22 protein-coding genes and 1 riboswitch are annotated in these 23,925 nt (G+C 35.1%); of the genes, 8 read left to right on the top strand and 14 right to left on the bottom strand.

All coding sequences use genetic code 11. The annotated features are described in order from the left end of the window. Positions 1–93 precede the first annotated feature (93 nt). Positions 94–858 (top strand): carboxypeptidase-like regulatory domain-containing protein, encoded by a 765-nt coding sequence (locus tag JMA43_RS05460; RefSeq protein ID WP_342155377.1) that lies wholly within the window; start codon positions 94–96, stop codon positions 856–858. Positions 859–864: 6 nt separating this feature from the next. Here the strand turns inward: JMA43_RS05460 and JMA43_RS05455 are convergent, their stop codons facing one another. After that, the gene (locus tag JMA43_RS05455; RefSeq protein ID WP_342155375.1) at positions 865–1,512 is read right to left on the bottom strand and encodes a TrmH family RNA methyltransferase; all 648 of its coding nucleotides are present in this window, start codon (positions 1,510–1,512) and stop codon (positions 865–867) included. Positions 1,513–1,643: 131 nt separating this feature from the next. Here JMA43_RS05455 and JMA43_RS05450 point away from each other — a divergent pair, with 131 nt between their 5' ends. Beyond that, positions 1,644–2,330, top strand: coding sequence for an SIR2 family NAD-dependent protein deacylase (locus tag JMA43_RS05450; RefSeq protein ID WP_342155373.1), 687 nt, complete (start codon positions 1,644–1,646; stop codon positions 2,328–2,330). On the opposite strand, the gene JMA43_RS05445 is transcribed toward JMA43_RS05450, so the two are convergent. After that, the gene (locus tag JMA43_RS05445) at positions 2,299–2,766 is read right to left on the bottom strand and encodes a heme-binding domain-containing protein (RefSeq protein ID WP_342155372.1); all 468 of its coding nucleotides are present in this window, start codon (positions 2,764–2,766) and stop codon (positions 2,299–2,301) included. The genes JMA43_RS05450 and JMA43_RS05445 overlap by 32 nt on opposite strands. Before the next feature lie 60 nt (positions 2,767–2,826). Between JMA43_RS05445 and JMA43_RS05440 the strand changes: the two genes are divergently transcribed. Together JMA43_RS05440 and purB are read left to right on the top strand one after the other, a co-directional pair. Continuing rightward, positions 2,827–3,381, top strand: coding sequence for a hypothetical protein (locus tag JMA43_RS05440; RefSeq protein ID WP_342155370.1), 555 nt, complete (start codon positions 2,827–2,829; stop codon positions 3,379–3,381). A gap of 143 nt (positions 3,382–3,524) precedes the next feature. Beyond that, positions 3,525–4,868, top strand: coding sequence for an adenylosuccinate lyase (gene purB, locus JMA43_RS05435; RefSeq protein WP_342155369.1), 1,344 nt, complete (start codon positions 3,525–3,527; stop codon positions 4,866–4,868). 372 nt (positions 4,869–5,240) lie between these two features. Here purB and JMA43_RS05430 read toward each other — a convergent pair whose 3' ends face one another. From JMA43_RS05430 to JMA43_RS05415, 4 genes are all read right to left on the bottom strand, one after another. After that, entirely contained in the window at positions 5,241–5,786 is a 546-nt protein-coding gene (locus JMA43_RS05430) for a DUF4252 domain-containing protein (RefSeq protein WP_342155367.1), read from the bottom strand. Positions 5,787–5,801: 15 nt separating this feature from the next. After that, complete coding sequence (locus tag JMA43_RS05425) at positions 5,802–6,350, bottom strand: DUF4252 domain-containing protein (protein ID WP_342155366.1); 549 nt, start codon at positions 6,348–6,350, stop codon at positions 5,802–5,804. Positions 6,351–6,421: 71 nt separating this feature from the next. Continuing rightward, positions 6,422–6,895 carry a hypothetical protein gene (locus JMA43_RS05420; protein ID WP_342155365.1) on the bottom strand — a complete coding sequence of 158 codons (474 nt, stop codon included), beginning with the start codon at positions 6,893–6,895 and terminating at the stop codon, positions 6,422–6,424. Further along, positions 6,873–7,391 carry an RNA polymerase sigma factor gene (locus JMA43_RS05415; RefSeq protein WP_342155364.1) on the bottom strand — a complete coding sequence of 173 codons (519 nt, stop codon included), beginning with the start codon at positions 7,389–7,391 and terminating at the stop codon, positions 6,873–6,875. Before JMA43_RS05415 ends, JMA43_RS05420 begins: the two co-directional genes overlap by 23 nt. A gap of 208 nt (positions 7,392–7,599) precedes the next feature. Here JMA43_RS05415 and JMA43_RS05410 point away from each other — a divergent pair, with 208 nt between their 5' ends. Beyond that, positions 7,600–9,117 (top strand): S41 family peptidase, encoded by a 1,518-nt coding sequence (locus JMA43_RS05410; protein ID WP_342155363.1) that lies wholly within the window; start codon positions 7,600–7,602, stop codon positions 9,115–9,117. A 99-nt stretch (positions 9,118–9,216) separates the two neighbouring features. Here JMA43_RS05410 and JMA43_RS05405 read toward each other — a convergent pair whose 3' ends face one another. After that, entirely contained in the window at positions 9,217–11,097 is a 1,881-nt protein-coding gene (locus tag JMA43_RS05405) for a TonB-dependent receptor plug domain-containing protein (RefSeq protein ID WP_342155361.1), read from the bottom strand. A gap of 68 nt (positions 11,098–11,165) precedes the next feature. After that, positions 11,166–11,416: riboswitch (cobalamin riboswitch) on the bottom strand. A 75-nt stretch (positions 11,417–11,491) separates the two neighbouring features. Between JMA43_RS05405 and JMA43_RS05400 the strand changes: the two genes are divergently transcribed. Genes JMA43_RS05400 through JMA43_RS05390 form a run of 3 tightly spaced genes read left to right on the top strand, consistent with a single transcriptional unit; the run spans position 11,492 to position 14,536 of the window. Next, a complete protein-coding gene (locus JMA43_RS05400; protein ID WP_342155360.1) occupies positions 11,492–12,676 on the top strand; it encodes an ABC transporter substrate-binding protein in 1,185 nt (394 codons plus the stop codon). Then, positions 12,673–13,704 carry a FecCD family ABC transporter permease gene (locus JMA43_RS05395; protein WP_342155359.1) on the top strand — a complete coding sequence of 344 codons (1,032 nt, stop codon included), beginning with the start codon at positions 12,673–12,675 and terminating at the stop codon, positions 13,702–13,704. The genes JMA43_RS05400 and JMA43_RS05395 overlap by 4 nt, the downstream gene beginning before the upstream one ends. A 19-nt stretch (positions 13,705–13,723) precedes the next feature. After that, a complete protein-coding gene (locus JMA43_RS05390; protein ID WP_342155457.1) occupies positions 13,724–14,536 on the top strand; it encodes an ABC transporter ATP-binding protein in 813 nt (270 codons plus the stop codon). Positions 14,537–14,541: 5 nt separating this feature from the next. On the opposite strand, the gene JMA43_RS05385 is transcribed toward JMA43_RS05390, so the two are convergent. From JMA43_RS05385 to JMA43_RS05355, 7 genes are read right to left on the bottom strand one after another with little or no spacing between them, the layout of a single operon-like run. Next, a complete protein-coding gene (locus JMA43_RS05385) occupies positions 14,542–15,375 on the bottom strand; it encodes an endonuclease/exonuclease/phosphatase family protein (RefSeq protein WP_342155358.1) in 834 nt (277 codons plus the stop codon). Positions 15,376–15,429: 54 nt separating this feature from the next. After that, positions 15,430–17,088 (bottom strand): sulfatase family protein, encoded by a 1,659-nt coding sequence (locus JMA43_RS05380; protein ID WP_342155357.1) that lies wholly within the window; start codon positions 17,086–17,088, stop codon positions 15,430–15,432. Between the two features lie 11 nt (positions 17,089–17,099). Next, positions 17,100–17,975: a prolyl oligopeptidase family serine peptidase gene (locus JMA43_RS05375; protein WP_342155356.1), complete on the bottom strand. Its 876-nt coding sequence runs from the start codon at positions 17,973–17,975 to the stop codon at positions 17,100–17,102. A gap of 22 nt (positions 17,976–17,997) precedes the next feature. Beyond that, positions 17,998–20,274, bottom strand: a complete 2,277-nt coding sequence (bglX, locus tag JMA43_RS05370) for a beta-glucosidase BglX (protein WP_342155456.1) — start codon at positions 20,272–20,274, stop codon at positions 17,998–18,000. A gap of 25 nt (positions 20,275–20,299) precedes the next feature. Further along, positions 20,300–21,064 (bottom strand): carboxylesterase family protein, encoded by a 765-nt coding sequence (locus JMA43_RS05365; RefSeq protein WP_342155455.1) that lies wholly within the window; start codon positions 21,062–21,064, stop codon positions 20,300–20,302. Positions 21,065–21,083: 19 nt separating this feature from the next. Next, positions 21,084–22,469 (bottom strand): glucoamylase family protein, encoded by a 1,386-nt coding sequence (locus tag JMA43_RS05360; protein ID WP_342155354.1) that lies wholly within the window; start codon positions 22,467–22,469, stop codon positions 21,084–21,086. Positions 22,470–22,489: 20 nt separating this feature from the next. Beyond that, a complete protein-coding gene (locus JMA43_RS05355; RefSeq protein WP_342155353.1) occupies positions 22,490–23,920 on the bottom strand; it encodes a RagB/SusD family nutrient uptake outer membrane protein in 1,431 nt (476 codons plus the stop codon). Positions 23,921–23,925 lie beyond the last annotated feature (5 nt).

Below are 23,925 nucleotides of genomic sequence, written 5' to 3'. Positions count from 1 at the left end.
GAACTGTTGGTCTATTGTGATTTCAACTATATATCTATATAAACTCATCACATTCTTTAGGCATCAGCTTACTTTTTTAGTATGTTTGAAGTAATGAAAAAATTTCTATTAATAATTACCCTTTTCACCTTTAGCATCACTTTTGCCCAACACAGTGGCGAAGAGCTTAAAGCCTCTGTTGTAAACTCTGCCGACGATTCGGCACTTGCAAATGTGCACGTGTTAAACTTAAATCAAGTTATCGGTACGGTTTCCGACGACAACGGAGATTTTATCATTCCTGCGCGTGTAAACGATACACTTTACTTTTCGTACATCGGGTTTAAATCCATCAAAGTACGTGTTACCAATGATATGCTTAAGTTTCAAAATACAAAAGTTGGATTAACAGAACTGGCACTCGCACTCGAAGAAGTGGTTGTTAGACCTTTTCAACTTACTGGATATTTAGAAATCGACTCTAAAAATTTACCGATTAATCAGGCAGCACGGTACAGTATTTCTGGATTGAATGTTGGTTACGAAGCTGGTAGTAGAAATCCAAACGCATTCTCTAAAATAATGGGTTCTATTTTTAACCCAGCCGATTTTCTGCATAATCTCTTCGGAAAGAAACCTGCGCAAATGCGCAAACTGAGAAAAATGCAAGATGACGATAAAATTAGAAACTTATTGTCGGAAAAATACGATCGAGAAACCCTCATGGCACTTTTACAGGTAGACAAACAAGAAATTCAAGAAATCTTGATTAACTGTAATTATTCCGATAGTTTTATTGAAACTGCCAACGATCTTCAAATTCTCGATGCCATTAGTAATTGCTACGAAGAATACAAAGTTTTAAACCGAGGGAATTAATACGTTTTACTGTTCAAATCTTTGTAATACATCATCGATACTTCTGATAGATTTTTTGGACCAATCGATACGTTTTTCAAATATTTCTTCGGAAGAAAGTTGCCAGTTAATCGTTGAAGCTCTCAGTTTTGAACTTAAATTTTGAAGGATAATTGCTGCGGAAACAGATATATTTAAACTCTCGGTAAAGCCATACATCGGAATTTTCAAATAGCCATCGGCTTGACGCATTATTTCTGAAGACAAACCACTTTTTTCGGTTCCGAAGAAAATAGCCGACTTCTCATTAATGTCAAAATCTTCCAACATACTCGCATCGTTATGCGGCGTAGTTGCTATTATTTTGTAACCTTTTTCACGTAAAGATTTAATACACGAAGTAGCATCTTGATATCGATGTACATCTACCCATTTTTGAGACCCCATAGCAATATTTTTATCAATTCGCTTACCGAATTTCTGCTCGATAATATGGGCACTCTGAATCCCGAAAACATCGCAACTTCGTATCACCGCACTGGTGTTGTGCATTTGGTAAACATCTTCTAAAGCAACGGTAAAATGATTGGTGCGTTGCTGTAATATTTCTAAAAAGCGTTGTTTCCTTTCTTCTGTTATAAACTCTTCTAAGTATGCTAATAATTCTGCTGACATTGTAATGAAAATAATCACAAATTTAACAATCTTTTCGATTCCAATTTTATGCGGTAAAATCAAAAAATCGACAACAACAAAGTTGATTCTTTCCGAAGAAAGTTATACCTTCAAAACACGAAAATAAATAGATGAAAAAAATTGTTGTTTTAACGGGTGCTGGAATAAGTGCAGAAAGCGGAATAAGTACTTTTAGAGATGCCGACGGATTGTGGGAAGGACACGATGTTATGGAGGTTGCCTCTCCGCAGGGATGGGAAAATAATATGGCGTTGGTACTCGATTTTTACAATCAGCGTAGAAAACAATTATTGGAAGTAAAACCCAATACTGCGCACCATGCCATTGCCGAACTTGAAAAAAATTACGAAGTTACCATTGTAACACAAAATGTTGACGATTTGCATGAGCGTGCTGGAAGTACACGCGTTATCCATTTACATGGCGAACTTTTAAAAGCACGTAGCACCTTTGATGAGAACTTAGTTTTCGATTGGAAAAAAGACATTAAAATAGGCGACTTTTGTGAGCACAACCACCAATTACGTCCGCATATAGTTTGGTTTGGAGAGGCGGTTCCACTTATTGATACTGCAATTGAAATTGTATCGCAAGCAGATATTCTAATGGTCGTTGGTACTTCCATGCAAGTATATCCTGCCGCTGGACTTATTAATTATAAAAAAACGAACACCCCTATTTTCTTTATCGACCCGCAACCCAATATTTCTGAAAACAGCATCAATGGTTTAAAAATTATTGCTGAGAAAGCGACAGTCGGACTTCCTATTGTGGTAAATCTTTTAGCTGATATTTAAGGTGAAGCATCTGCGCCCAATCGGCTACAGCTTTACTTTGTGCTTCGGTAAGTTTTGCTTCTTTATGAATCAAAGTATACGAATCTAACGGCATCCAACCTTCGGTTACCGCTTCCGAAATTTCTTCTAATTTGTGTGCCTTTTTCTTTGGCGAATACGAATTCCACTGCGAAAAATTCAAGTGCTTTTTCCCTTCGTCTATATGGTTTGCCAACCAATACGAAAGCGGCTCAATAGAAGCGTACCAAGGATAATTGGTTTTGTTAGAATGGCAATCGTAACATGCTGTCACCAAAGTAGCCTCAACGGTTTCGGGCACTTTTTCAACCTTAAACAAATCGGTTGGTGGGGTTGTATCAGAAGTGTTTTCGGCAGGTGGAAAAAACTGCATCACAACAATAATTACCAAGATAAATAACAATAACTTCTTTAGCATTTTACAGAGTTTTTAAATAAAGTAGGTATATTTATTTTTCTAAATTTAAGGAAATATAAATTGAATTCAACTCTAACTGAAAAACTTTCTTACGTAAGCGGTTTCCGAGACGAACGTACTCGTGTGGCGCACTATGTTTTGGAGCATCCTGCGGAGTTTTCTAATTTATTAAAGTTATGTTTTTCAGCAGAAAAAGAAATATCTCATAAAGCTTGTTGGGTTACAGAACTCGTTTGCAAAAGTAATTTAGAAATTTTGTTTCCTCAGTTAAATTATTTTTTAGATAATATCCCCACACTCACCAACGATTCAGCCATTCGCCCCATGGCAAAAGTATGCGAATTGTTATGCGAATCGTATTTTGTTAAGCAGGATAAAAACGCTCTTAATATTATTACGACGAACAATTTAGAAAAACTCACCGAAGTTTGTTTTGATTGGCTTATTGCTGATGTAAAAGTGGCCACCAAAGCATACAGCATGCAAAATTTGTTTCTCCTCGGAAAAAAAATTGATTGGATTTATCCCGAATTAAAACCCATTCTCATGAGAGGTATTTCCGAACACACTGCCGCCTACAAGGCAAGAGCAAGACATATTTTGGAGAAGATTTAAAATCTAACTCGAAAGATTTGAAAATTAATTGGTTTAAAGATTGTAAGTTCTTCAAACTTTATACATTTCAGCAGAAGTTTTCTGCAAAATAGTTGAACCTTTTAACCGAGAAGATTAAATTTGCATTTTCATAAAATATTGACATGCAACTAACACCCTTAAATGCTGTTTCTCCGATTGACGGAAGGTACCGAAATAAAACCGAAAAATTAGCCGATTTTTTCTCTGAAGAAGCGCTTATAATGTACAGAGTACGTATTGAAATTGAATATTTCATTGCGCTTTGCGAAGTACCTCTTCCGCAGTTAAAAGACTTCAATAAAGATTTGTATGCCGAATTAAGAGCTATTTATACAAATTTTACCCCTATTGATGCAGCAGCAATTAAAGACATTGAAAAAGTTACCAACCACGATGTAAAAGCTGTTGAGTACTTCATCAAAGAAAAATTTGACAGTTTAGGAATTCAACAATACAAAGAGTTTATCCACTTCGGATTGACATCTCAAGATATTAACAACACTGCTATCCCGCTTTCTATAAAAGAGGCGTTAGAGCAAGTTTACCTGCCAGTTTACGAAGAAATAATTAGTAAACTAAACAATTTAGCACAAGAGTGGAAAGATGTGCCAATGTTGGCTCGTACCCACGGACAACCTGCATCTCCAACACGTTTAGGAAAAGAGATTGAAGTTTTTGTTGTACGTTTAAACGAGCAATTCAACGGATTAAAAAATATTCCAATTGCTGCAAAATTTGGTGGAGCAACTGGAAATTACAACGCACATAAAGTTGCATACCCTAGTATAAATTGGAAGGCTTTTGGAACTAAGTTTGTAGAGGAAGCTTTACAACTTCGTCACTCCTTCCCTACTACACAAATCGAACATTACGACCATATGGCTTCTTTGTTTGATGCTTTAAAACGTATCAATACAATTTTGATTGATTTTAACAGAGATATCTGGACGTATATTTCTATGGATTACTTTAAGCAAAAAATTAAAGCAGGAGAAGTTGGATCGTCTGCAATGCCTCATAAAGTAAACCCTATCGATTTTGAAAACTCTGAAGGAAACTTAGGGATTGCCAATGCCATTTTTGAGCATCTTTCAGCTAAATTACCAATTTCGAGATTACAACGCGACTTAACCGATAGTACGGTGTTGAGAAATGTTGGTGTTCCTTTCGGACATACTTTAATTGCGTTTCAAGCGACTTTAAAAGGTTTAAATAAATTATTGCTGAATAGCGCAAAGTTTGAAGCTGATTTAGAAAACAATTGGGCTGTTGTTGCTGAGGCAATACAAACGATTTTGAGAAGAGAAGCTTATCCAAATCCATATGAAGCTTTAAAGGGTTTAACACGTACCAACGAGAAGATTAATAAAGAATCTATCGCTACGTTTATCGAAACTCTTGATGTTTCTGATGCGATTAAAGCTGAATTAAAAGCTATTACGCCTAGTAATTACACTGGGATTTAAATAAAAATACAACTCACAAACAAGCAAAAAGGCAGTTTAAAAGTTTATCTTTTAAACTGCCTTTTCTTATTTATAGAATGTGATAAGTGATTAAACTCAAATCACTATATATTCATTCTTATAAAATCTCACAGTAAATTTATTACTTGTTTGTTGAAAGATTTTCATTTTTGTCTTGACACAAAAACGAAACAAAAAAGTCAAGACTGATTCAAAAAGTATAAGAAAATCTACGGAAACATCCTCCACAGATAAAAAGAACTCGCTACGCTCAGACAACTTTTTATCTTTCACCCACACTGCTTCCTTGATTTTCAATACTTTTTAAATAGGTCGTAGTTTCAAAAAACAACTATTACTTAATATTAAACTCTAATTAAAAATCCCTTTTAATTGCGATTCAATAGCTCCAGAATCTACTGCTCCTTTTTCAACTGCCTCAACAAGTGCCATCATGTTTTCGGGTTTCATTTTATTTCCTAAAACTCGCACTAAAGCAAATCCGTTTTCGTCGTCGCTTCCAAAGAGAATCACTTCGTCTATAGCTTCATCGGTTCCCAAATATTTTACAGTTCCTTTATATTTCCCGCTATTTATCACCATCAATTCTTCATACTTTTCATCTTTAAGAATTGTTTGTATAGTGCTCTTTTCAGCTTGATATGCTTCATCATTTTCACCATTCAGTTTAAAAGCTAAAACGTTTAGTTTTTTTACTGATTCGTATGCTTCCTTTTCTTTTTCAGTTAAAGTAGTTGTAGCGATATTCAAAATACTCGAAGGAATATCTAACGAGATAAAATTAGGATTTTCGGCATTGTTCACATAGTATTCTTGCAGACTCGGTGTGTCGCTTCCGCAGGAAAATAATACAAGTGATAATAGGAATAATACAATGCTATTTTTTAAGTTTTTCATCGTGATTTGTTTAAATTATTTGTTCCCTGCTTTTCCTAATTGATCCCCTCCTGGAAGGTCCATTTTACTTGTTAGTTTTGAAATCTGACGTAAATCGATATTTCCAGTTAATGAAAGTAAAACCGTTTCTGGTTTCTTTCCACCAAGCTCTATATTATCGGTATTTAAATCGGTTACAAACATAAGAAGTTCTTTTACGTGGTTTTCATCAGCTCCTTCTTTCACATAAAACTTCACATTAGAACCTCCATCACGAACGCGCATTAATTCTTCAAAAGATGAGCTTTTTAAATGATTTGAAACCCAACTGTCGATGTCTTTAGTAATCTTAGGGTTTTCCGTAGTAATTACTTTAAAACTGGTAATATTATTTACCAAATCGAATACGGCAGCCGCATCTGGATCGTCTGAACTGATGTTTATTTTACTCAACATCTGAAACATTTTGGGTTGCAGTGCCACAAAAGTTACATCGTTGCTTTCTGAGTATTTATCAAAAATAGATTGTGCTGGCGATAAAAAAGGCACAATGGTAAATGCTATTATTAAAATTAACTTTTTCATATGTTTTACTATTTGTTTTTAATCTGTTTTGTTTGAATTTGCCTATAACATTTTAGTTATGCTACGGCTTTCTAATTGTTTAAAAATCGGTTTGTGTTTTTTTCAAATTCTTTTAAATAGGTTGCGCCTTGCGTTCCTTTCTGAAAATTATCGGTAAACAACGCCATTGCTAATTGTGCCGATCTAATTTCTTCTGGAGTGTAGTGTTCCTCTAGCGCTAGAGTTGGCGACACCTCAGGAGAAGACTGCTTGGCGATAAAAATCCCAAAGAAAATAGCGGCTACAGCTGCAACAGAAATCCATTTTAAATACGTCTTATTTTTTCTAGGTTTTAACGGAATGTTGTGCGTGCTTTTTTCTTCTTTGGCTACGGCAAAGTAATTAAAAATTGGTTTGTATTCTTCCAAATGAGGAGCGACCTCTGCTTGAGAAAAATAGATCTTCAATTGTTCTTCTTCGGCTATCGTTGTGGTAGCTTCAAAATACTTTTCCAATAGTTTTTCTACATCAGAAACTGTAATATTATTTTGTTTGTTTGATGCCATAACTGTGTTTTTTTAGTAATTGTTCGCGTACTGCTTTTCGAGCTCTAGATAAAGTAACTCTAATAGCGGTAGGATTCATTTCTAACATTTCTTCAATTTCGTGATACTCGTATTGCTCTACATCTCGTAATTGTAATACCAAACGTTGCTGTTCGGGAAGTGTGTTCATTATTTTTTGCATCCAATCGATACTATCGTTTACCTCTACTTTCTTTTGTAAAGAGGTTTGGGTGTCTTCATAATTAGAGTGCACTAATTTTAAATTTCCCGCTTGTTTCGACTTTAATCTATCCAAACAATAGTTTTTTGTCATGGTCATTGCAAAAGCTTCCACACTTGCATAATTACTTATTTTTTGCTTTTGAGTCCACAATTTTAACAACACCTCTTGTGTAGCATCTTCGGCTTCTTCCGTAGAAACCAACAAACGCTTTGCTAATCGAAATAGCTTGTCTTTAAAAGGCGTTATGGTTTGTATAAACTCTGCTTGTTGCATTTTTTAGGTTGATTAGTTAGCATTTTACTGCTTCTTATCTTGTAGACGAATAACAAAAGTTTTTGTTACAATAAATTTTTTATTTCAATAAATGTAAGTAATATTACGGTGATAACGCTAATTACAAATCGGTATAATTTTTGGTTGATAAAAGAAAATATTCGCTAAAAGTCTTTATTATACTGATGATACACTTAAAAATTAACAAATGAAACATCTATTTAAATTACGATGGTTGCTATTGGCTACGCTTGTTTTTGCAGTGGGCTGTAGCAAAGATGACGATTCTACCGGCGGTGGAGATGATGATGGCGGAGAAGAAGTTACGCTAGAAAACGAAATTAACGACTTTATCTGGAAGTCAATGAATTACTGGTACTACTACCAAGAAAATGTAGCCGACCTAGATGACGCTAAAAAAGACAACACTACTGCCTACTATAATTATTTAAATGGGTATAGCAATCCTGAAAGTTTATTTAACGATATAGTTTACACTGCTGAGGACGACTTTTCATGGTATATCGAAGATGTAGATGCACAAGCAAACCAGTTTAGAGGAATTTCGGAATCTTATGGTTTAAACATTGGTTATTTAGTTTACAAACAACAAGGAAGCACAGACGTTGTTGCTACTGTAAGCTATGTTGTACCTGATTCTCCTGCTAGTGAAGCTGGAATAAAACGTGGCGATTTAATTTATAAAGTTGATGGTGTTGAATTAACCGAGTCAAATTACACCGTTATAAATAATATTTTTACTGAACCGTCTGTAACACTAGGACTTGGTTCGTATCAAAACGGAACATTTGTAAAAGAAGCTTCAGACAAAAGCATTACCGCAGTTTTATTATCTGAAAACCCAGTACACTTCCATTCAATTATTGAAGAAGATGGAAAGAAAATTGGATACTTAGTTTACAATAGCTTTGTAAGTACTTACCATGAAGAGTTAAACGATGTTTTTACTGAATTTAAAGCTGAAGGAATTAACGAATTAGTTTTAGACTTACGCTACAACGGTGGAGGATCTGTTTTAACGTCTTCGTTTTTAGCAAGTATGATTCAAGGAAATAGAGCAAATGGAACAACTTTCTCTAAACTTACTTTTAACGATAAGAGAAATGCAGAAAACGGAAGTATCTATCCATTTTTTGATGAGGCATATTTATATGATAAAACAACAGGTGAATACACCAATCAAGATATTCCAATTAGTCGACTTACTAATCTTACAAGATTGTACGTTTTAGGCTCTAACTACACAGCATCTGCTAGTGAAATGATTATAAACGGACTTAGACCTTTTATGGATGTAATTCTTGTAGGTAGAACTACCACAGGTAAAAACGAAGGTTCTATCACTGTTTATGATTCTGGAGTTCCTTATACAAATTCAAACAACAGAAACCCTAACCACACTGTAGGATTACAACCTATTGTTTTCCAAATATTCAATAGTTTAGATGAAAATGATTATGATGACGGGTTCGAACCAAATATTGAAGTGAATGAAGCTGCGTATGCTGCAACCATTCTTCCGTTTGGAGACCCTAATGAAGTGATGCTTCGCGCTGCTTTAGACGATATTGCTGGTACAAGTGCAAAAGGGAACCTTTTAAGAGCAAATCAACTACAATTAGAAGAAGCTGGGAAAATTAAAGGGAAGAAATTCAGTACCGAAATGTACATTTTACCAAATGAGAAAACCTTTACTCAAAAATAAAAAACCTCTCATATAAAATCAAAAAGTCTCAGCTAACGCTGAGACTTTTTTTTGGAAAACAATTTAGGGATGGTGTATTCCCTCATATACACCATCAATCTATAAACCTAACCTAAATCCTACTCTTATATTTCTTCCTCTAGTAGTATAGCCTACTAATTCATAATAATCTTCATTAAACAAGTTGTCTAAATTAAAGAACACTGTAAACTTGTTTGAAAAGTTATGACTCACATTAAAATTCACTAAAGAAAACGCATCCAACTCCACATCTTCGTAGGTGTTAAAATCGGTATCCAAACGCTCCCCTGTGTATTGGTAAGTCAGTCCTAAGTTTGTATTTTGTAACAAAGTGTACTGTACACTTGCATTTGCTTTATGCTTCGGAATACGCAATGCTACTTTATCTCTGTTTTCAGTAAATGTATAATTCGCATCAATCATTAAATTATTCATCGGTTGTATGCTTGTTTCCACCTCTACTCCATTTACGGTAAAAGCTTCTTCTTCGTTTACATACATTCCTTCATAAGTTTCAAAATTGATGGTTTTATAAGCAATAAAGTTTTCTTCTTCTCTATTAAAATACACTCCACTCAATCTAAAAATACCAGTGTTATACTCTACTCCTCCTTCTAAAGTTCTGTCTTCTTCTGGCTCTAAATCTGGATTTGCTCCAAAAGCACCAAACAATTGAGATAAAGATGGCGCGATGTAAGAAGTACTATACGAACCTAAAAACTTTAAATAACTGTTATTGTTCGCAAATTTTAAAGTGTACGAAGGGTTTAAATTGTAGGTAAAGTGACTTCCATACTCGCTATGGTTGTTTAAACGTCCACCTACATTCATATGCAATCCAAAGTCGGAAACCCAAACAACATTTGCATACGGATCGGTAATACTAAAATCGGTATCTGCACCAAGTGTCGCTTCATTTTTAATGTAGTTTAATCCTACAATAGTGTAAAACGTATCGCTAAAATTGTATTTATTAAACAAATCTACAACCGTACTATTTGCTTCGTATGCATTTGGATATGCCGAATAAATATCTCTGCTGATGTCGTTATACGAAGCATTCAATGTAACGCTTCCGTTGTTGTACTTATATTCTGGTGCAATTGCAATTCTAAATTGCTCACTCACTGAATAATCATCGCTATCTTGCTGAGGCGAAGAGCTATCGAAATCGGCTTTAAACTTATCGTAATATCCTAAAACTTTTACTGAAAAACGATCTGAAAATTGATATCCAAAATTAACATTCGAGTTGATTCGGTTAAAAGGATCCTTCTCATCTCCTATCACCGCTGAAAGTCCATCGGTATACTGATTTCCAAAACCAGCTAAATACGTAAATTTCCCAAGCGTACCATTAACAGAAGCTCTGTTTGAAAAATCTGTTAAGTTATAACTATCCTCTTCCGAAGACTGATTAGAACCGATACTACTTTCAAAATTGGCAGCAATTTTACGTTCGCCTGCGCTTTTAGTTGTAATATTAATAACCGCTGTCGCTGCGCGGTTTCCGTAAAGTGTACTAGCTGCACCTTTTACAATTTCTATCGATTCGATTTGGTTTAAATCTAACAAACGTAAATCAAAATCCATTGCAATTTGCGAAGGGTCGCTTACTTGCACACCATCAATCAACACCAATACTTGGCGGTTGTTACCACCACGTACAAAATACGAAAGGTTTTGGCCTGCATTACTACGGCTTCCGTTAATTTCAATACCACTTTTAGTATTAATAACTTCGGCTACCGAACGTCCTTGATTGCGTTGTAATTCTTCTTGAGAAATTTTAATAACTGTTTTTCCTGAGTTTTCGCGTTTTAGTTCAAAACGAGAATCTGCTACAACTACTTCTTCTAATTCTTGGATAGTTGTTTCTGTTTGATTGTTTTTTTCTTGCGCAAAAGTCCATGCAGTTACAAGACCAAATGCACAAAGAGAAAAAATTCTTTTGTTCATGCTGTTTAGTTATGTGGGAAAAAAGTATGAGTGTGTCATACGCAAACCCTTGTCCCGAAAGTTTGACATAAAATTTGTGAATCTTGGCAGGTCTCCTGGCTTACTTTTTTGTTATTATACCTTCCCATTTCTCTTCAGAAACAGTGGTTTTTTTTGAAGATAATAACAAACTGTTAAAATTATTTCTAACTTTAAACAGAAACCAACAATAGTTGGCATAAAGCTTACAGTTGCGGGAACAGCCACGGTTTCTCACCGTATTCCCTTTTAATTTAAACCCATTGAAAACAGATTTAAAACCATAAATTCGACGCAAAATTAAACAATTTCAAGAACGCCACCATTAGAAAAATATAATAATCTTAATTTTACACCTGAAAAATTAATTGCCACAATGCTAAAACACTCATACCAAATAAATAGCCTTTTTTTATTACTGCTGATTTTTTTTACAGCATGCAAAGAAGCTCCAAAAAACAGTTCAAATTTAAACTCAGAAGAAGTTGAAACTACTGATAAAAACACTTCTGTTAATGTTGAATATGCACAAGGATTTAGCATCAGTAAAAATGAAAATTTCACCACTGTAGAAGTCACTTCTCCATGGCCAAATGCTAATAAAGCGTACACGTATGCGTTAGTTCCGAAGGAAAAATTAAACTCAATAACCTTCGATGCCAATGCTTATGATGCCATAATCGCAACACCAGTTACACGACTTGTAGCAACTTCAACTACGCACATTCCTGCCATTGAACTTTTAAATATTGAAAATACTTTGATAGGTTTTCCTGGTACTAATTACATTTCTTCGGAACCAATTCGGAATAAAATTGACAACGGTAGTGTTAAAGAACTCGGTTTAAATGAAGCTATCAATACCGAAGTGCTTATCAGCTTAGAGCCAGAACTTGTAATGGGTTTTACCGTAGATGGCGAAAACAAAACCTATAAAAACATAGCTAACGCAGGAATTCCAGTTGTGTATAATGGCGATTGGGTAGAAGAAACTCCTTTGGGAAAAGCCGAATGGATTAAGCTTTTTGGAGTGTTTTTTAACAAAGAAAAACAAGCCGATAGTATTTTTAATGAAATTGCAACTGCTTACAACAATGCTAAAAAATTAGCACTACAAACTGAAGTGCAACCAACAGTTTTTAGTGGTTCTATGTTTAAAGATATTTGGTATGCACCCGCTGGCGAAAGTTGGGTAGCTCACTTTTTAAAAGACGCAAATGCTAATTATACTTGGAAAAACAGTAAAGGCACTGGCAGTCTTTCGCTTAATTTTGAAAGTGTCTTGGAAAAAGCAAAAACAACCGAATATTGGATTGGTCCTGGACAATTTACAAGCTACAACCAGTTAAAAGAGACCAATACACATTACACTCAATTTGACACTTTTAAAAACAAAAAAATATTTACTTACAGTTTAACAACGGGTGCTACGGGCGGTTTACTGTATTACGAATTGGCTCCTAACCGTCCAGATTTAGTCTTAAAAGACATCATTAAAATACTGCATCCAAACGTATTGCCTAATTACGAACCTGTATTTTTTAAGCCATTACAACCTTGAAACCCATAAAAACATACCGACTTTACTTTGCAATACTAGCCATTTTATTAGTTGTTTTTTTTCTGATAAATATTAGTTTGGGTTCCGTTCGAATTCCAATAAAACAGATTGTAACAACACTTATCGGAAGCGATATCGAAAAACAATCGTGGCAATATATCATTCTAAACTATCGCCTACCAAAAGCTTTTACAGCAGTATTGGTGGGAAGCGGACTTTCCGTTAGCGGACTGTTAATGCAAACTCTTTTTAGAAATCCGCTTGCAGGACCTTTTGTTTTAGGAATCAGCTCTGGGGCAAGTTTAGGTGTTGCACTTTTAATCATGGGGTCTTCTGTATTTGCAGGTATTTTTTCTGCATTTTTTTTAAGTAGTTATACCATCGCTATTGGAGCTACGGCAGGAAGTTTTTTAGTTTTATTAGCCATTTTCATTGTTGCGAACAAAGTGAAAGACACCATGGCGCTACTCATTATCGGACTCATGTTTGGGAGTATAACAACTGCAGTTGTAAGTGTGCTTTCATACTTTACAAGTAAAGAAAAATTACAGCAATACATCTTTTGGTCGTTTGGAAGTTTAGGGAATTTAAGTTGGAGTCAACTAGCATTTTTAGCCATTCTTTTCAGCATCGGAATATTGATAACCATTACAGTTTTAAAACCGCTAAACGCACTTCTTTTAGGTGAAAATTATGCGCAAAGTATGGGAATTCAACTTAAAAAATCAAGATACTTAATAATTATTGCTACAAGTATTCTTGCAGGTAGCATTACCGCTTTCACAGGACCAATTGCCTTTATTGGTTTGGCTGTTCCGCATTTAACCAGGCAATTGTTTAACACCCAAAATCATCATATTTTACTTCCTGCAACTGTTTTATTTGGAGCAATTTTAATGTTGGTCTGCGACACCATTGCACAATTACCAACCTCAGAATATTCATTACCAATTAACGCCATCACATCAATTGTCGGGGCGCCAGTTGTAATTTGGTTGTTGGTTAGAAAACAAAAAATGATTTTTTAATACTTTTACAAAGAGTTCAATTTTAAAAATAACGCAAATCAATTCAGAAGAAAAAAATAGCATCCTTTCAGTTACAAATCTATCTGTTGGTTACACCTCCAAAAAGGAAACAAACACTATCGGAAAGGCAATCCATTTTAGCCTAAACCCTGGTGAACTCACTGCTGTTGTTGGCGCTAACGGAATTGGAAAATCTACTTTATTACGAACAGTCGCAAAAGTACAACCTGCTTTAGACGGGGAAATTCTGATAAAAGGCAAACCAATTACGGCTTTTGAAACCCATGAATTGGCTAAAGAAATTAGTGTTGTTTTAACGGAACACATCCCTGCAAAAAGTTTGAGTGTGCAAGAAGTCATTGCGCTCGGAAGGCAACCATACACCAATTGGTTGGGAGCACTTTCTGCTGATGATATTCAGCAAGTAAAAGAAGTTGTTTCGCTAATGGGGCTCGAAAAACTACAATATAAAAAGTGTTTTGAGTTAAGCGACGGACAATTGCAACGCGTAATGATTGCTAGAGCTCTGGCTCAAGACACGAGCATTATCATTTTAGATGAACCTACAACACATCTCGATATTTACCACAAAGCCTATATTCTAAAACTGCTAAAAACGATTGCTCAAAAAACTAAAAAGACAATTTTATTTTCAACCCACGAAATTGACTTAGCTATTCAATTATGCGATTGTATGCTGATTTTAGAAGCTGAAAAATCTACTTTTGGAACTCCATGTGAATTAATCGAAAGTGGCGGTTTTGACCAACTTTTCCCTTCCGATTTAATTTCATTTGATAGTCAAACAGGGACTTTTAAAGTGAAGAAGTAGATTGATTATTTAAAATTCAAATAAGCAATTACAGGAAAATGATCTGATGGGTATTTCAAATCTTTGGAATCGCTTAAAATTCCACTTTTCAAAACATCAAAATCATTACTCGAAATAAACACAAAGTCTATTCTATTTTTAACTGGTTCATCAAAATGAAATCCATTAAAAGTTCCATCTGGGCCAAAAGCATTTTCTCCAGCTACCAGATGTGTATCTAACAATTGTTCTTTTATCTTTTTAACACCTTCTGAAGAACTATCTAAATTAAAATCTCCCGTTAATACAACAGGAAGGTTATTGGTATTGAGCGTTGCTATTTTTTGTAGAATCAACTTTGAACTTTCAAGTCGAGCCGTATGTCCAACATGATCAAAATGTGTATTGAAGACCATAAATTCCTGCCCTGACTTTTTATCTTTAAAAGTTGCATAAGTACAAATTCTATTTAGCGCTGCATCCCAACCTATCGATGGTTTTTCTGGTGTTGTAGAAAGCCAAAAAGTATTTTCATCTTTAAGAACATACTTCTCTGAATTATAAAAAAGAGCCGAATATTCCCCTTCTGTGTTTCCTTTATCTCTCCCAACGCCAACATATTTGTAATTCTTCAATCCATTTTGAATATCCTCCAATTGATGATGAAGTCCTTCTTGTGTTCCGAAAATATCAGGAGCGTAAAAGTTTAATTGCGCTATTAAAAAGTCTTTCCTGCTTTGCCAATTATTAGCATTATCCGAGGGGTTATCGTATTTGATATTATACGTCATTACTTTTAAATCTTGCGCATTTAAAAGGGAACAAACTGCAAGAAATGCAACTAATAAAAATTTATTCATTTTCAATATTCATTTAGAGCTTATTAAACTTTTCAAATAAAGAACTCATCTTAATTATTCAATTGGAGTTCCTCGCATCTTATTAAAGTTCTTGTAATTATTTTCAACTTTTTTCTTTGGTGCTTGCTCAAATTCACGTTCTGTTACTCCATATTCTTTTTGCAACTGAAGTAATTTTGTATGCAAGTTAGCAATTACATCTTTATAAGAATCGTCATCAATAGCATTGTAAAGTTCGTTTGGATCTTGTTCCAAATCGTAAAATTCCCATGTATCAATATCGTCATAAAAATGAATCAATTTATAGCGCTTGGTTTTAATTCCGTAGTGCTTCTTCACCATATGGAATGCAGGGTAATCGTAATAATGATAATACAACGCATCTCTAAAGTCATCACTCTGAACTGTTCCATCAAGCAGAGGTTTTATAGATTTTCCTTGCATGCCTTCTGTTAAATCACTTCCGCCTGCATAATCCAAAAATGTTTGTGCAAAATCTAAGTTTTGAGTTAAAGCATTTACTACAGTTCCTGCTTTAATTCCTTTTGGATATTGAATTAAAAAAGGCATGCGAAACGATTCTTCGTACATAAATCGTTTATCAAAAAATCCTTTTTCACCTAAATAAAACCCTTGATCGGAAGTATAAACAACTATTGTGTTTTCGGCCAATCCGTTTTCTTCCAAATAATCTAAAACTTTACCAACTCCATCGTCTACAGCCTTGACGGTTGCCAAATAATCTTGTAAATATCTTTGTCCTTTCCATTCTGCTAGAGCCTTTCCGTGTAAATTTGCCTCCCAAAAAGCATTGTTCTTTGGAAGATATGCTTTATTCCAAATTTGCTTTTGCCTAGCATTCATCCTATCAAAATCGTTTGGCCATGGATTATTTGACAAAAGCGTACTTGCAAACTTCTCACTGAGTTTTAAATCGTGCCCTTCATACATATCATTGTAAATCGTTTGCATTTGTTCTTGAGCTGCAATCTGATTTTCATGTTTATCAAAATACGTTGCTGGTAACGGAAATTTTATAGAATCAAAAACCGTTAAATATCGAAGCGGCGGCATCCAATTTCTGTGAGGTGCTTTATGATGAAGCATCATAAAAAACGGTTTTTCATCAGCTCTTTCAGATTTTAACCAACTAATTGCATCCTCAGTAATAATATCGGTGGCGTACCCTTCAATACGAATAGAATCGCCCATTTTAACAAAATCTGGATTGTAATAATGCCCTTGATCATCAATAATATTCCAATAATCAAATCCTTGTGGATACCCGTACAGATGCCATTTTCCCACCAATGCTGTTTGATATCCTAGTTGTTTTAATTTCTTTGGAAGCGTAGGCTGATCACCATCAAAACGTTCTCCATTTTGTCGAAATCCGTTAATATGACTATGTTTCCCTGTAAGAATAACCGCCCTACTTGGACCACAAATCGAGTTGGTACAATACGTATGATTAAATATAGCTCCGTTTTTAGCAATTCGATCAATATTAGGCGTTGGTGCTAATTTACTTAACTCCGAACCATAAGCGCTAATCGCTTGATAAGCATGGTCGTCGGCCATGATAAACAAAATATTGGGAGGAGTATTGTTTTCAATAGTCGTGGCAATTTTAGCTTCATCTGTTTTAGTTTCCTTACAACTTATCAAACTAAGAAAACCTAAAATTATAAGTGCTTTTAAACGTAAGTTCATGAAGTTAAATTTTATTTTGAAACGTTCATTTTAGTTGAAATATTCTCTTTTTCAACAACAGTGCTAGCAATAAACTTGGCAATTTCATTTGTATATTGATAAGCCAAGTTTGCCCAATCGTGATTTCCTTCAGGATCTGTAGCCAACAAATACGGTTTATTCAAACTTTCAAGTTTATCGGCTATCGCTTTCGAACCAAATAGTGTTAAAAAACCAGGCTGATTTGGTTTGCAGTAATGATGTGGCGCAATGTAATACGGTACTAAATTGTCTTTTACTCCATGAAATAACACAGTAGGAATTGCGCGTTGTTTTGTTATATGCTCAATACTAACTAAAGCCCCAGCAAACGAAACAACACCAGCATATTTAATATTCGATGCATTTGGCATATACACTGTATTTAAAACAGCTTCTGCACCTGCACTACTCCCTACGAGAACAATTTGTTTTGAATTAAATTTTAATTTGTTTGACTGCTGAATTAAAAAACTTGTAGCATCCAGAATATCTTTGGTAACGGCATTAAAAGTTTCCTTTTTTCCTTCGGAATTATAGTCACACCCAAAAGAAGCTCCTTTTCGTGTAAGATGATAACTCATAGATGCAACAGCATATCCTTTCTTTGCCATAGCTACACAAAATTCTTTCTCTAAAGGATTATCTCTCTTTCCAGATGAAAAACCGCCACCATGCACTAAAATGAGTAGCGGTCTATTAGCTGTTATATTTTTTTCAGCATTATAAAAATCTAATTGAAGTGTATCTGCATAGGTAAAAGTTTCTACAGAAATATCGTTAAAAATAGCATCCTTAAATCTTTCTTGTGCGAAAGTAATGGATGATATAAATAAAATAAACAGAAACGTTAATCCAATGTTTTTCATGAGTGTAATGCTGATTAATTTTTTATTTTAATTCAAAAGTAGCTTTTAAACTAGCGTCTGAATCTCCACCTACAAAAACTTCAAAATCTCCAGGCTCGGCAATAAACTCTAAATTAGAATTATAAAACTTTAAGTCTTCTGGCTTTAGTGTTATGGTGATTGTTTTGGTTTCGCCCTTTTTTAAGAATACTTTTTCAAAACCCTTTAATTGTTTTCCAGGAGGTGTAATACTGCGTACCACATCACGTAAATACAACTGTACAACTTCTTCCCCATCAAAATTTCCTGTATTCTGAACTTTTACTGAAACGTTTACAGCTTCACCCGAAGCAACCACATTTTTATCCACTTTAATATCAGAATATTTAAATGAAGTATAACTTAATCCGTATCCAAATGGAAGTAGCGGAGAATTTTTTGCATCTAAATAATTTGATCTAAATTTTTGAAATTCTTCTGAAGTTGGCGCAGGTCTTCCTGTATTTTTCATACTGTGATAAACAGGAATTTGTCCAACATTTCGCGGCCAAGTGGCTGTTAATTTCCCAGATGGATTGTAATCTCCAAATACAACATCGGCAACTGCATTACCAGCTTCTACCCCTGGGTGCCAAACTTGTAAAATACTTACAGGTAAGTCAAACTCTTCTGAAATTGTAAGCGGACGACCACTCATTAAAACCAATACAACAGGTTTTCCTGTTGCCACCAAGGCGTTTATTAATTTTTTCTGAGCCTGCGGAATTGAAATATCTGTTCTGCTTGCCGCTTCTCCACTCATCTCGGTAGCTTCCCCTACAACTGCCACTACAACATCAGATTTTTGTGCTGCGGCTAACGCTTCTTCTAAAAGAGTTTCAGGAGATTCTTTACTAATATCTACACGTGGGCCAAATACATTAATTTTTGCTGCCATTGCTTCATCATCCAAAATATTACTCCCTTTGGCATAGTTTATTGTTGCGTTTGGCGCTACATTTTTAAATCCGTCAATAATAGAAATTGCATTTTTTACATCTCCTGTTGGAGCCCAAGTTCCAAGCATGTTATTTTGACTATCGGCAAGAGGTCCAACCAATGCTATTTTAGCTGATTTTTTTAATGGTAGTATATTATTTTCATTCTTCAGTAAAACAAAAGAACGCTGTGCTGCTTTTCTAGCTACTGCTCTATTTTCCGCAGTTAAAATATCTTTTGCAGGACGTGTTTCATCGATATAAGCATATGGATTGTTAAACAAGCCAAGTTTATATTTAGCTTCTAACACTCTTCTACAAGCATTTGTAATTTCGGCTTCTGTAACTTTTCCTTCTGATAAAGATTTTTTCAAAGTTGAAAGAAATCCTTCACCAACCATATCCATATCCAAACCTGCTTTAAGCGCTAAAGCTGATACCGCTTGTAAGTCGCCCAAACCATGAGCTATCATTTCATTTAAAGAAGTATAATCGGAAACTACAAATCCTTCAAATCCCCATTGCTCACGAAGCAAATCGGTTAACAACCATTTATTTCCTGTTGCAGGAATTCCGTCTACATCATTAAAAGATGTCATTACACTAGCAGCACCCGCATCGATTGCTGCTTTGTAAGGTGCTAAATATTGATTAAACATTTTAACACGACTCATATCTACCGAGTTGTAATCTCTCCCGCCTTCAATAGCTCCGTATAATGCAAAATGTTTTACACATGCCAACATGGTATTCACATCGGTTAAATCGTCTCCCTGATACCCAGTTACCATTGCTCTAGCAATTGCTGAACCTAAAAAAGGATCTTCTCCTGCACCTTCAGAAATTCTTCCCCAACGCGGATCTCTTGAAATATCTACCATTGGTGAAAAATTCCAATTTATTCCATCGGCAGTGGCTTCTTTGGCTGCAATTTGCGCAGTACTTTTAATGAGTTCCATATCCCAACTAGAGGAAAGTCCTAACGGAATTGGAAATGTTGTTTTGTAACCATGAATGATATCTGAACCAAATAATAATGGTATTCCTAATCTTGTGTTTTTTACGGCAATATCTTGTGCCATTTTCATTTTTTCAGGACTTGCTACTCCAAATAATCCACCAACATTTCCTGCTTTAATTTTTGCTTCTACATTTTCGCTCACTACTGCTCCTGTGGCAACACCACCACCTGGAGTTAATAAGTTTAACTGCCCTATTTTTTCTTCAAGCGTCATTTTTTTCAACAAAGCTTCAACTTCGGGGATCTGCTGTTTACTTTGAGCTGTTAGAGCAGTTGTAGTACCTACAGCTAAAACAATTAATAGGGTTTTTAATACATTCATCATTATGTTATTTTCAGTTTATTCTTTATTCTTTTATCACATTATTTGTTCTTTCATGAGCAAATAACCACGGTAAAAAATCTGGTTGACTAAAAGCTGGATCCCAACTGTTATGGTTGGCTGTGTCAAATAATGTAAACTTAGGATGTCCGCCTTCATTTAAAATAGCCGATACCATTTTAACGGAGTGAATAGGGTTTACAACATCGTCTTGAGCTCCATGAAAAACCCACAAAGGTGTTTGCGCATATTTACGAACTGCACTTTCACTTCCACCGCCACAAATTGGTATTGCTGCTGCAAAAGTATTGGGCAATCTTGACAAGATTTCGAAAGTTCCCATTCCCCCCATAGATAAGCCCACTACATAAATTTTATTTGTATCCACAAATGGTTGTTCACTATACTTTTGTAAAAGCTCTATAGTTAATTGTAAAGCTTTTGTAGGCTTTTTGTCATCGTGAAAAACAAGTTTAACCCCTTGTCCAGAGCGGTCTACATCGGCATTCGACCAATAATCGTTTTTTGGACATTGAGGAAAAATCACAATTGCAGGGAAATTCTTTCTGTTTTCTTCGGAAGCAAATAATTTACTTCCGTGTGTTAACTGACTTTCATTATCACTTCCACGTTCTCCTGCACCATGTAAAAACAATACAAGTGGATATTGCTTTTCAGTAGAAAAATTATCTGGCAGCATAACTCGGTACTTCAACGTATCCTTATTACTTACAAAATTATCTTTCTGATACAGTTGTTGTGCCAATAATGAGAATGGCACAAACAACATGCATATTGTATAAAACAATTTATTTATCATAAGTAAAACCTAATTTGTCAAGTCCTTTTTGAACATCTTCATTTTTCATAAACAACTCCCAAAACAAACCTGTTCTATAGTTTTCTACCATTACAGGAATAGGACCTTGATCGATGGCTAAGTATCTCGGTAAGTACCAATTTTCTTGTAAGCTAAATGCATCATACGGACCATATTTCCCAATTAAAGAATCTTGCTCTTTATACATAAATCTTAAAAATTGCATACTTTTCTTTGGTGTGTAAGGCATCGAAGAAAGCGCTGCGGTTGGAGAAATTACACCCAAATCATGATCTCCAGGATGGTGACCAGCATATCCTTTCATAGAATAACTTGATGTTAGTCCCCAACAGTTTTCTCCATAACCTTTAAAGTTTTGAGGATTATCTACACAGTAGTTATACTGAATTAAAGCATGGTTTCTGTTGAGTTTCCAATAATCTGCATATTGATCTTTTAACCCTTTTGGATTAAGTCCTAAATACGAATAATGCGCCCAAAACATTGGTCCTACAGGATCGTCGTCGTGCTCATAATGATCGAGTTCGGTTTCTAATCCGTAATACGTAGTATCGTTTGCTATTGCTCCGTTTCTTGCCCAACCTTGCTCGTAAACTTCTTTTGAAATTGGATGCGTTGGAGAAGCGGCTGCCAATACATACATTACCAAACACTCATTATAGCCACCAACAGGAAAATTCATTTTCCAACCATTGTTTGGAGACCAATGCCAATACAACACATTTTCACCTTTAGTGTACCAATCCCACTCAACATCTTCATATAGTTTTTGAATATCTGCAACTATTTGTTTTGCTTTTTCAGATGAATCGTTTTTATAAAACTCGGCAACCGTAAGCAACCCTTGAATCAAAAAAGCTGTCTCTACCAAGTCTCCACCATCATCATATTTACTAAAAGGCTTTACTTTTCCTGTATTATCGTCTAACCAATGTGGCCATGCACCATGAAAACGATCGGCTTTTTTAAGGAAATCAACTATTTTGACATATCGATCAAGCGCTTGTTCATTGGTAATATAGCCACGTTTAACTCCTACTAAAATAGCCATTACACCAAAGCCACTACCGCCAGTTGTTACAACATGTTTATCATCGGACGGATAAATTCCATCTAAATGAATTCTTTCGGCAGCCAATCCAGAGTTTGGTTGTGCACCACTCCAAAAATATTCGAAAGTTTGCTTCTGAAGTGTATCCATAAATGCATTGTCTTCTGCTGAAGGAGTAAAAACTTCTGAAGTATATTTAGGGGATTCGTTTGTAACGTTATCGTTTATATTTTTCTTTTTTGAACTGTCACATCCAATCAAAATGAATGTGACAGCTAAAAATGTAATTCCTAATCGTTTCATAATAATTTTTATATTATTTGTTACCAGCCTGGGTTTTGCGGCATATCTGGTGTTTGAATTAATTGATCGTTTGGTATTGGAAAAAGTTCATGCTTTCCTGTAATGAAAGTTTTTCCTGCAGCTTGCATGGCATCTTTTGCTTGCCCTGTTCTTACCAAATCGAACCAACGGTCGTGCTCAAAAGCAAGTTCTAATCTTCTTTCATTCCAAATTTTTAATCGAAGTTCGCTTTGATCAGTACTTGTAAATGCTGACAATTCAACACGGTCTCTAACTTTATTTAAAGATGCAAGTGCATCTGAAGAATTCCCGAGCTCATTAGCAGCTTCAGCATGAATTAATAACACTTCAGCAAAACGTAAAATACGTACATTTTTATCCGTATCGCTTGCGCCTGCATTTGCACTAGAGTATGCCTTTTCACTATAAGCAAGGTTCTCTACAGATTCGCTAACTTCTCTACCGTCCCAAAGCGTTTCTCCTGGAAAAATAATCGTAGCATTTTTTCTAATTTCATCTCCTTCGGCATCAAAAGCATCGATTAGATTTTGAGATGGTGTGTTAAAACCCCATCCCCAGCCGCTTGTACCACGGGCTCCTTGAGTTTGAGAATATTGTTGTACTCCATGCGCGATAGATTCGCCTCTGGCTTGAACTTCAAAAATAGATTCTACACCGTTTTCAGTATATACACGCCAAACGTCTTGATAATTTGGTTCTAAACTATATTCACCTGAATTCATAACAGCTTCAGCATAAGTTTTAGCTTCGTCCCACTTTTCTTGATACAAATAAACTTTTGCTAGTAATGCTTGTGCAGCTCCTTTAGTAGCTCTACCTAAATCCTTACTAGCATATTCACTTTTATTTGGTAACGCTTCAATAGCTTCTTTTAAGTCTTGCTCGATATACGCATAAACTTCTGCTTGTGGAGCTCTCGAAGTTGGATCTGTAACACCTTGAATTGTAATATCTCCAAAAGAGCGAACCAACCAAAAATAATTTAATGCTCTTAAAAACTTTGCTTCACCAATTAATCTACTTTTTAGTGCTGCATTTTCCATTGAAGATGTTTCTAAGAACTCAATAGAACTGGTTGCTCTTCCTATTGACTTATACCAATGTGTCCACATTTCTCTAACAGATGCAGCTGAAGTAGTGTGCTGAAGGTTGTCTAAAGCTTCTTTATCGGCTCCAGAATCGGTAGGAGAACTTCCTTTATCAGCATTGTCAGAAATTATTTCGGTTACACCTAAGTATGAAAAAGCGTAAGGCCAATCGGTTAACATTCCGTAGATACCTGTTACAAAATTTTCACCTGTAAGTGTAGCTTCACTGTCTTCTTGAGAAATATTCTCTCTAGAATCTACGTCTAAATAATCTTCACTACATGCTGCAAAAACAGTTATAGCGACTATTAATGAAAGCCATTTATTATATTTAATTTTCATGTTTT

Origin of the sequence: Joostella sp. CR20 (assembly GCF_038433465.1) — a bacterium.
Classification (GTDB): domain Bacteria; phylum Bacteroidota; class Bacteroidia; order Flavobacteriales; family Flavobacteriaceae; genus Galbibacter.
This window is presented reverse-complemented; position numbering and strand designations above follow the sequence as displayed.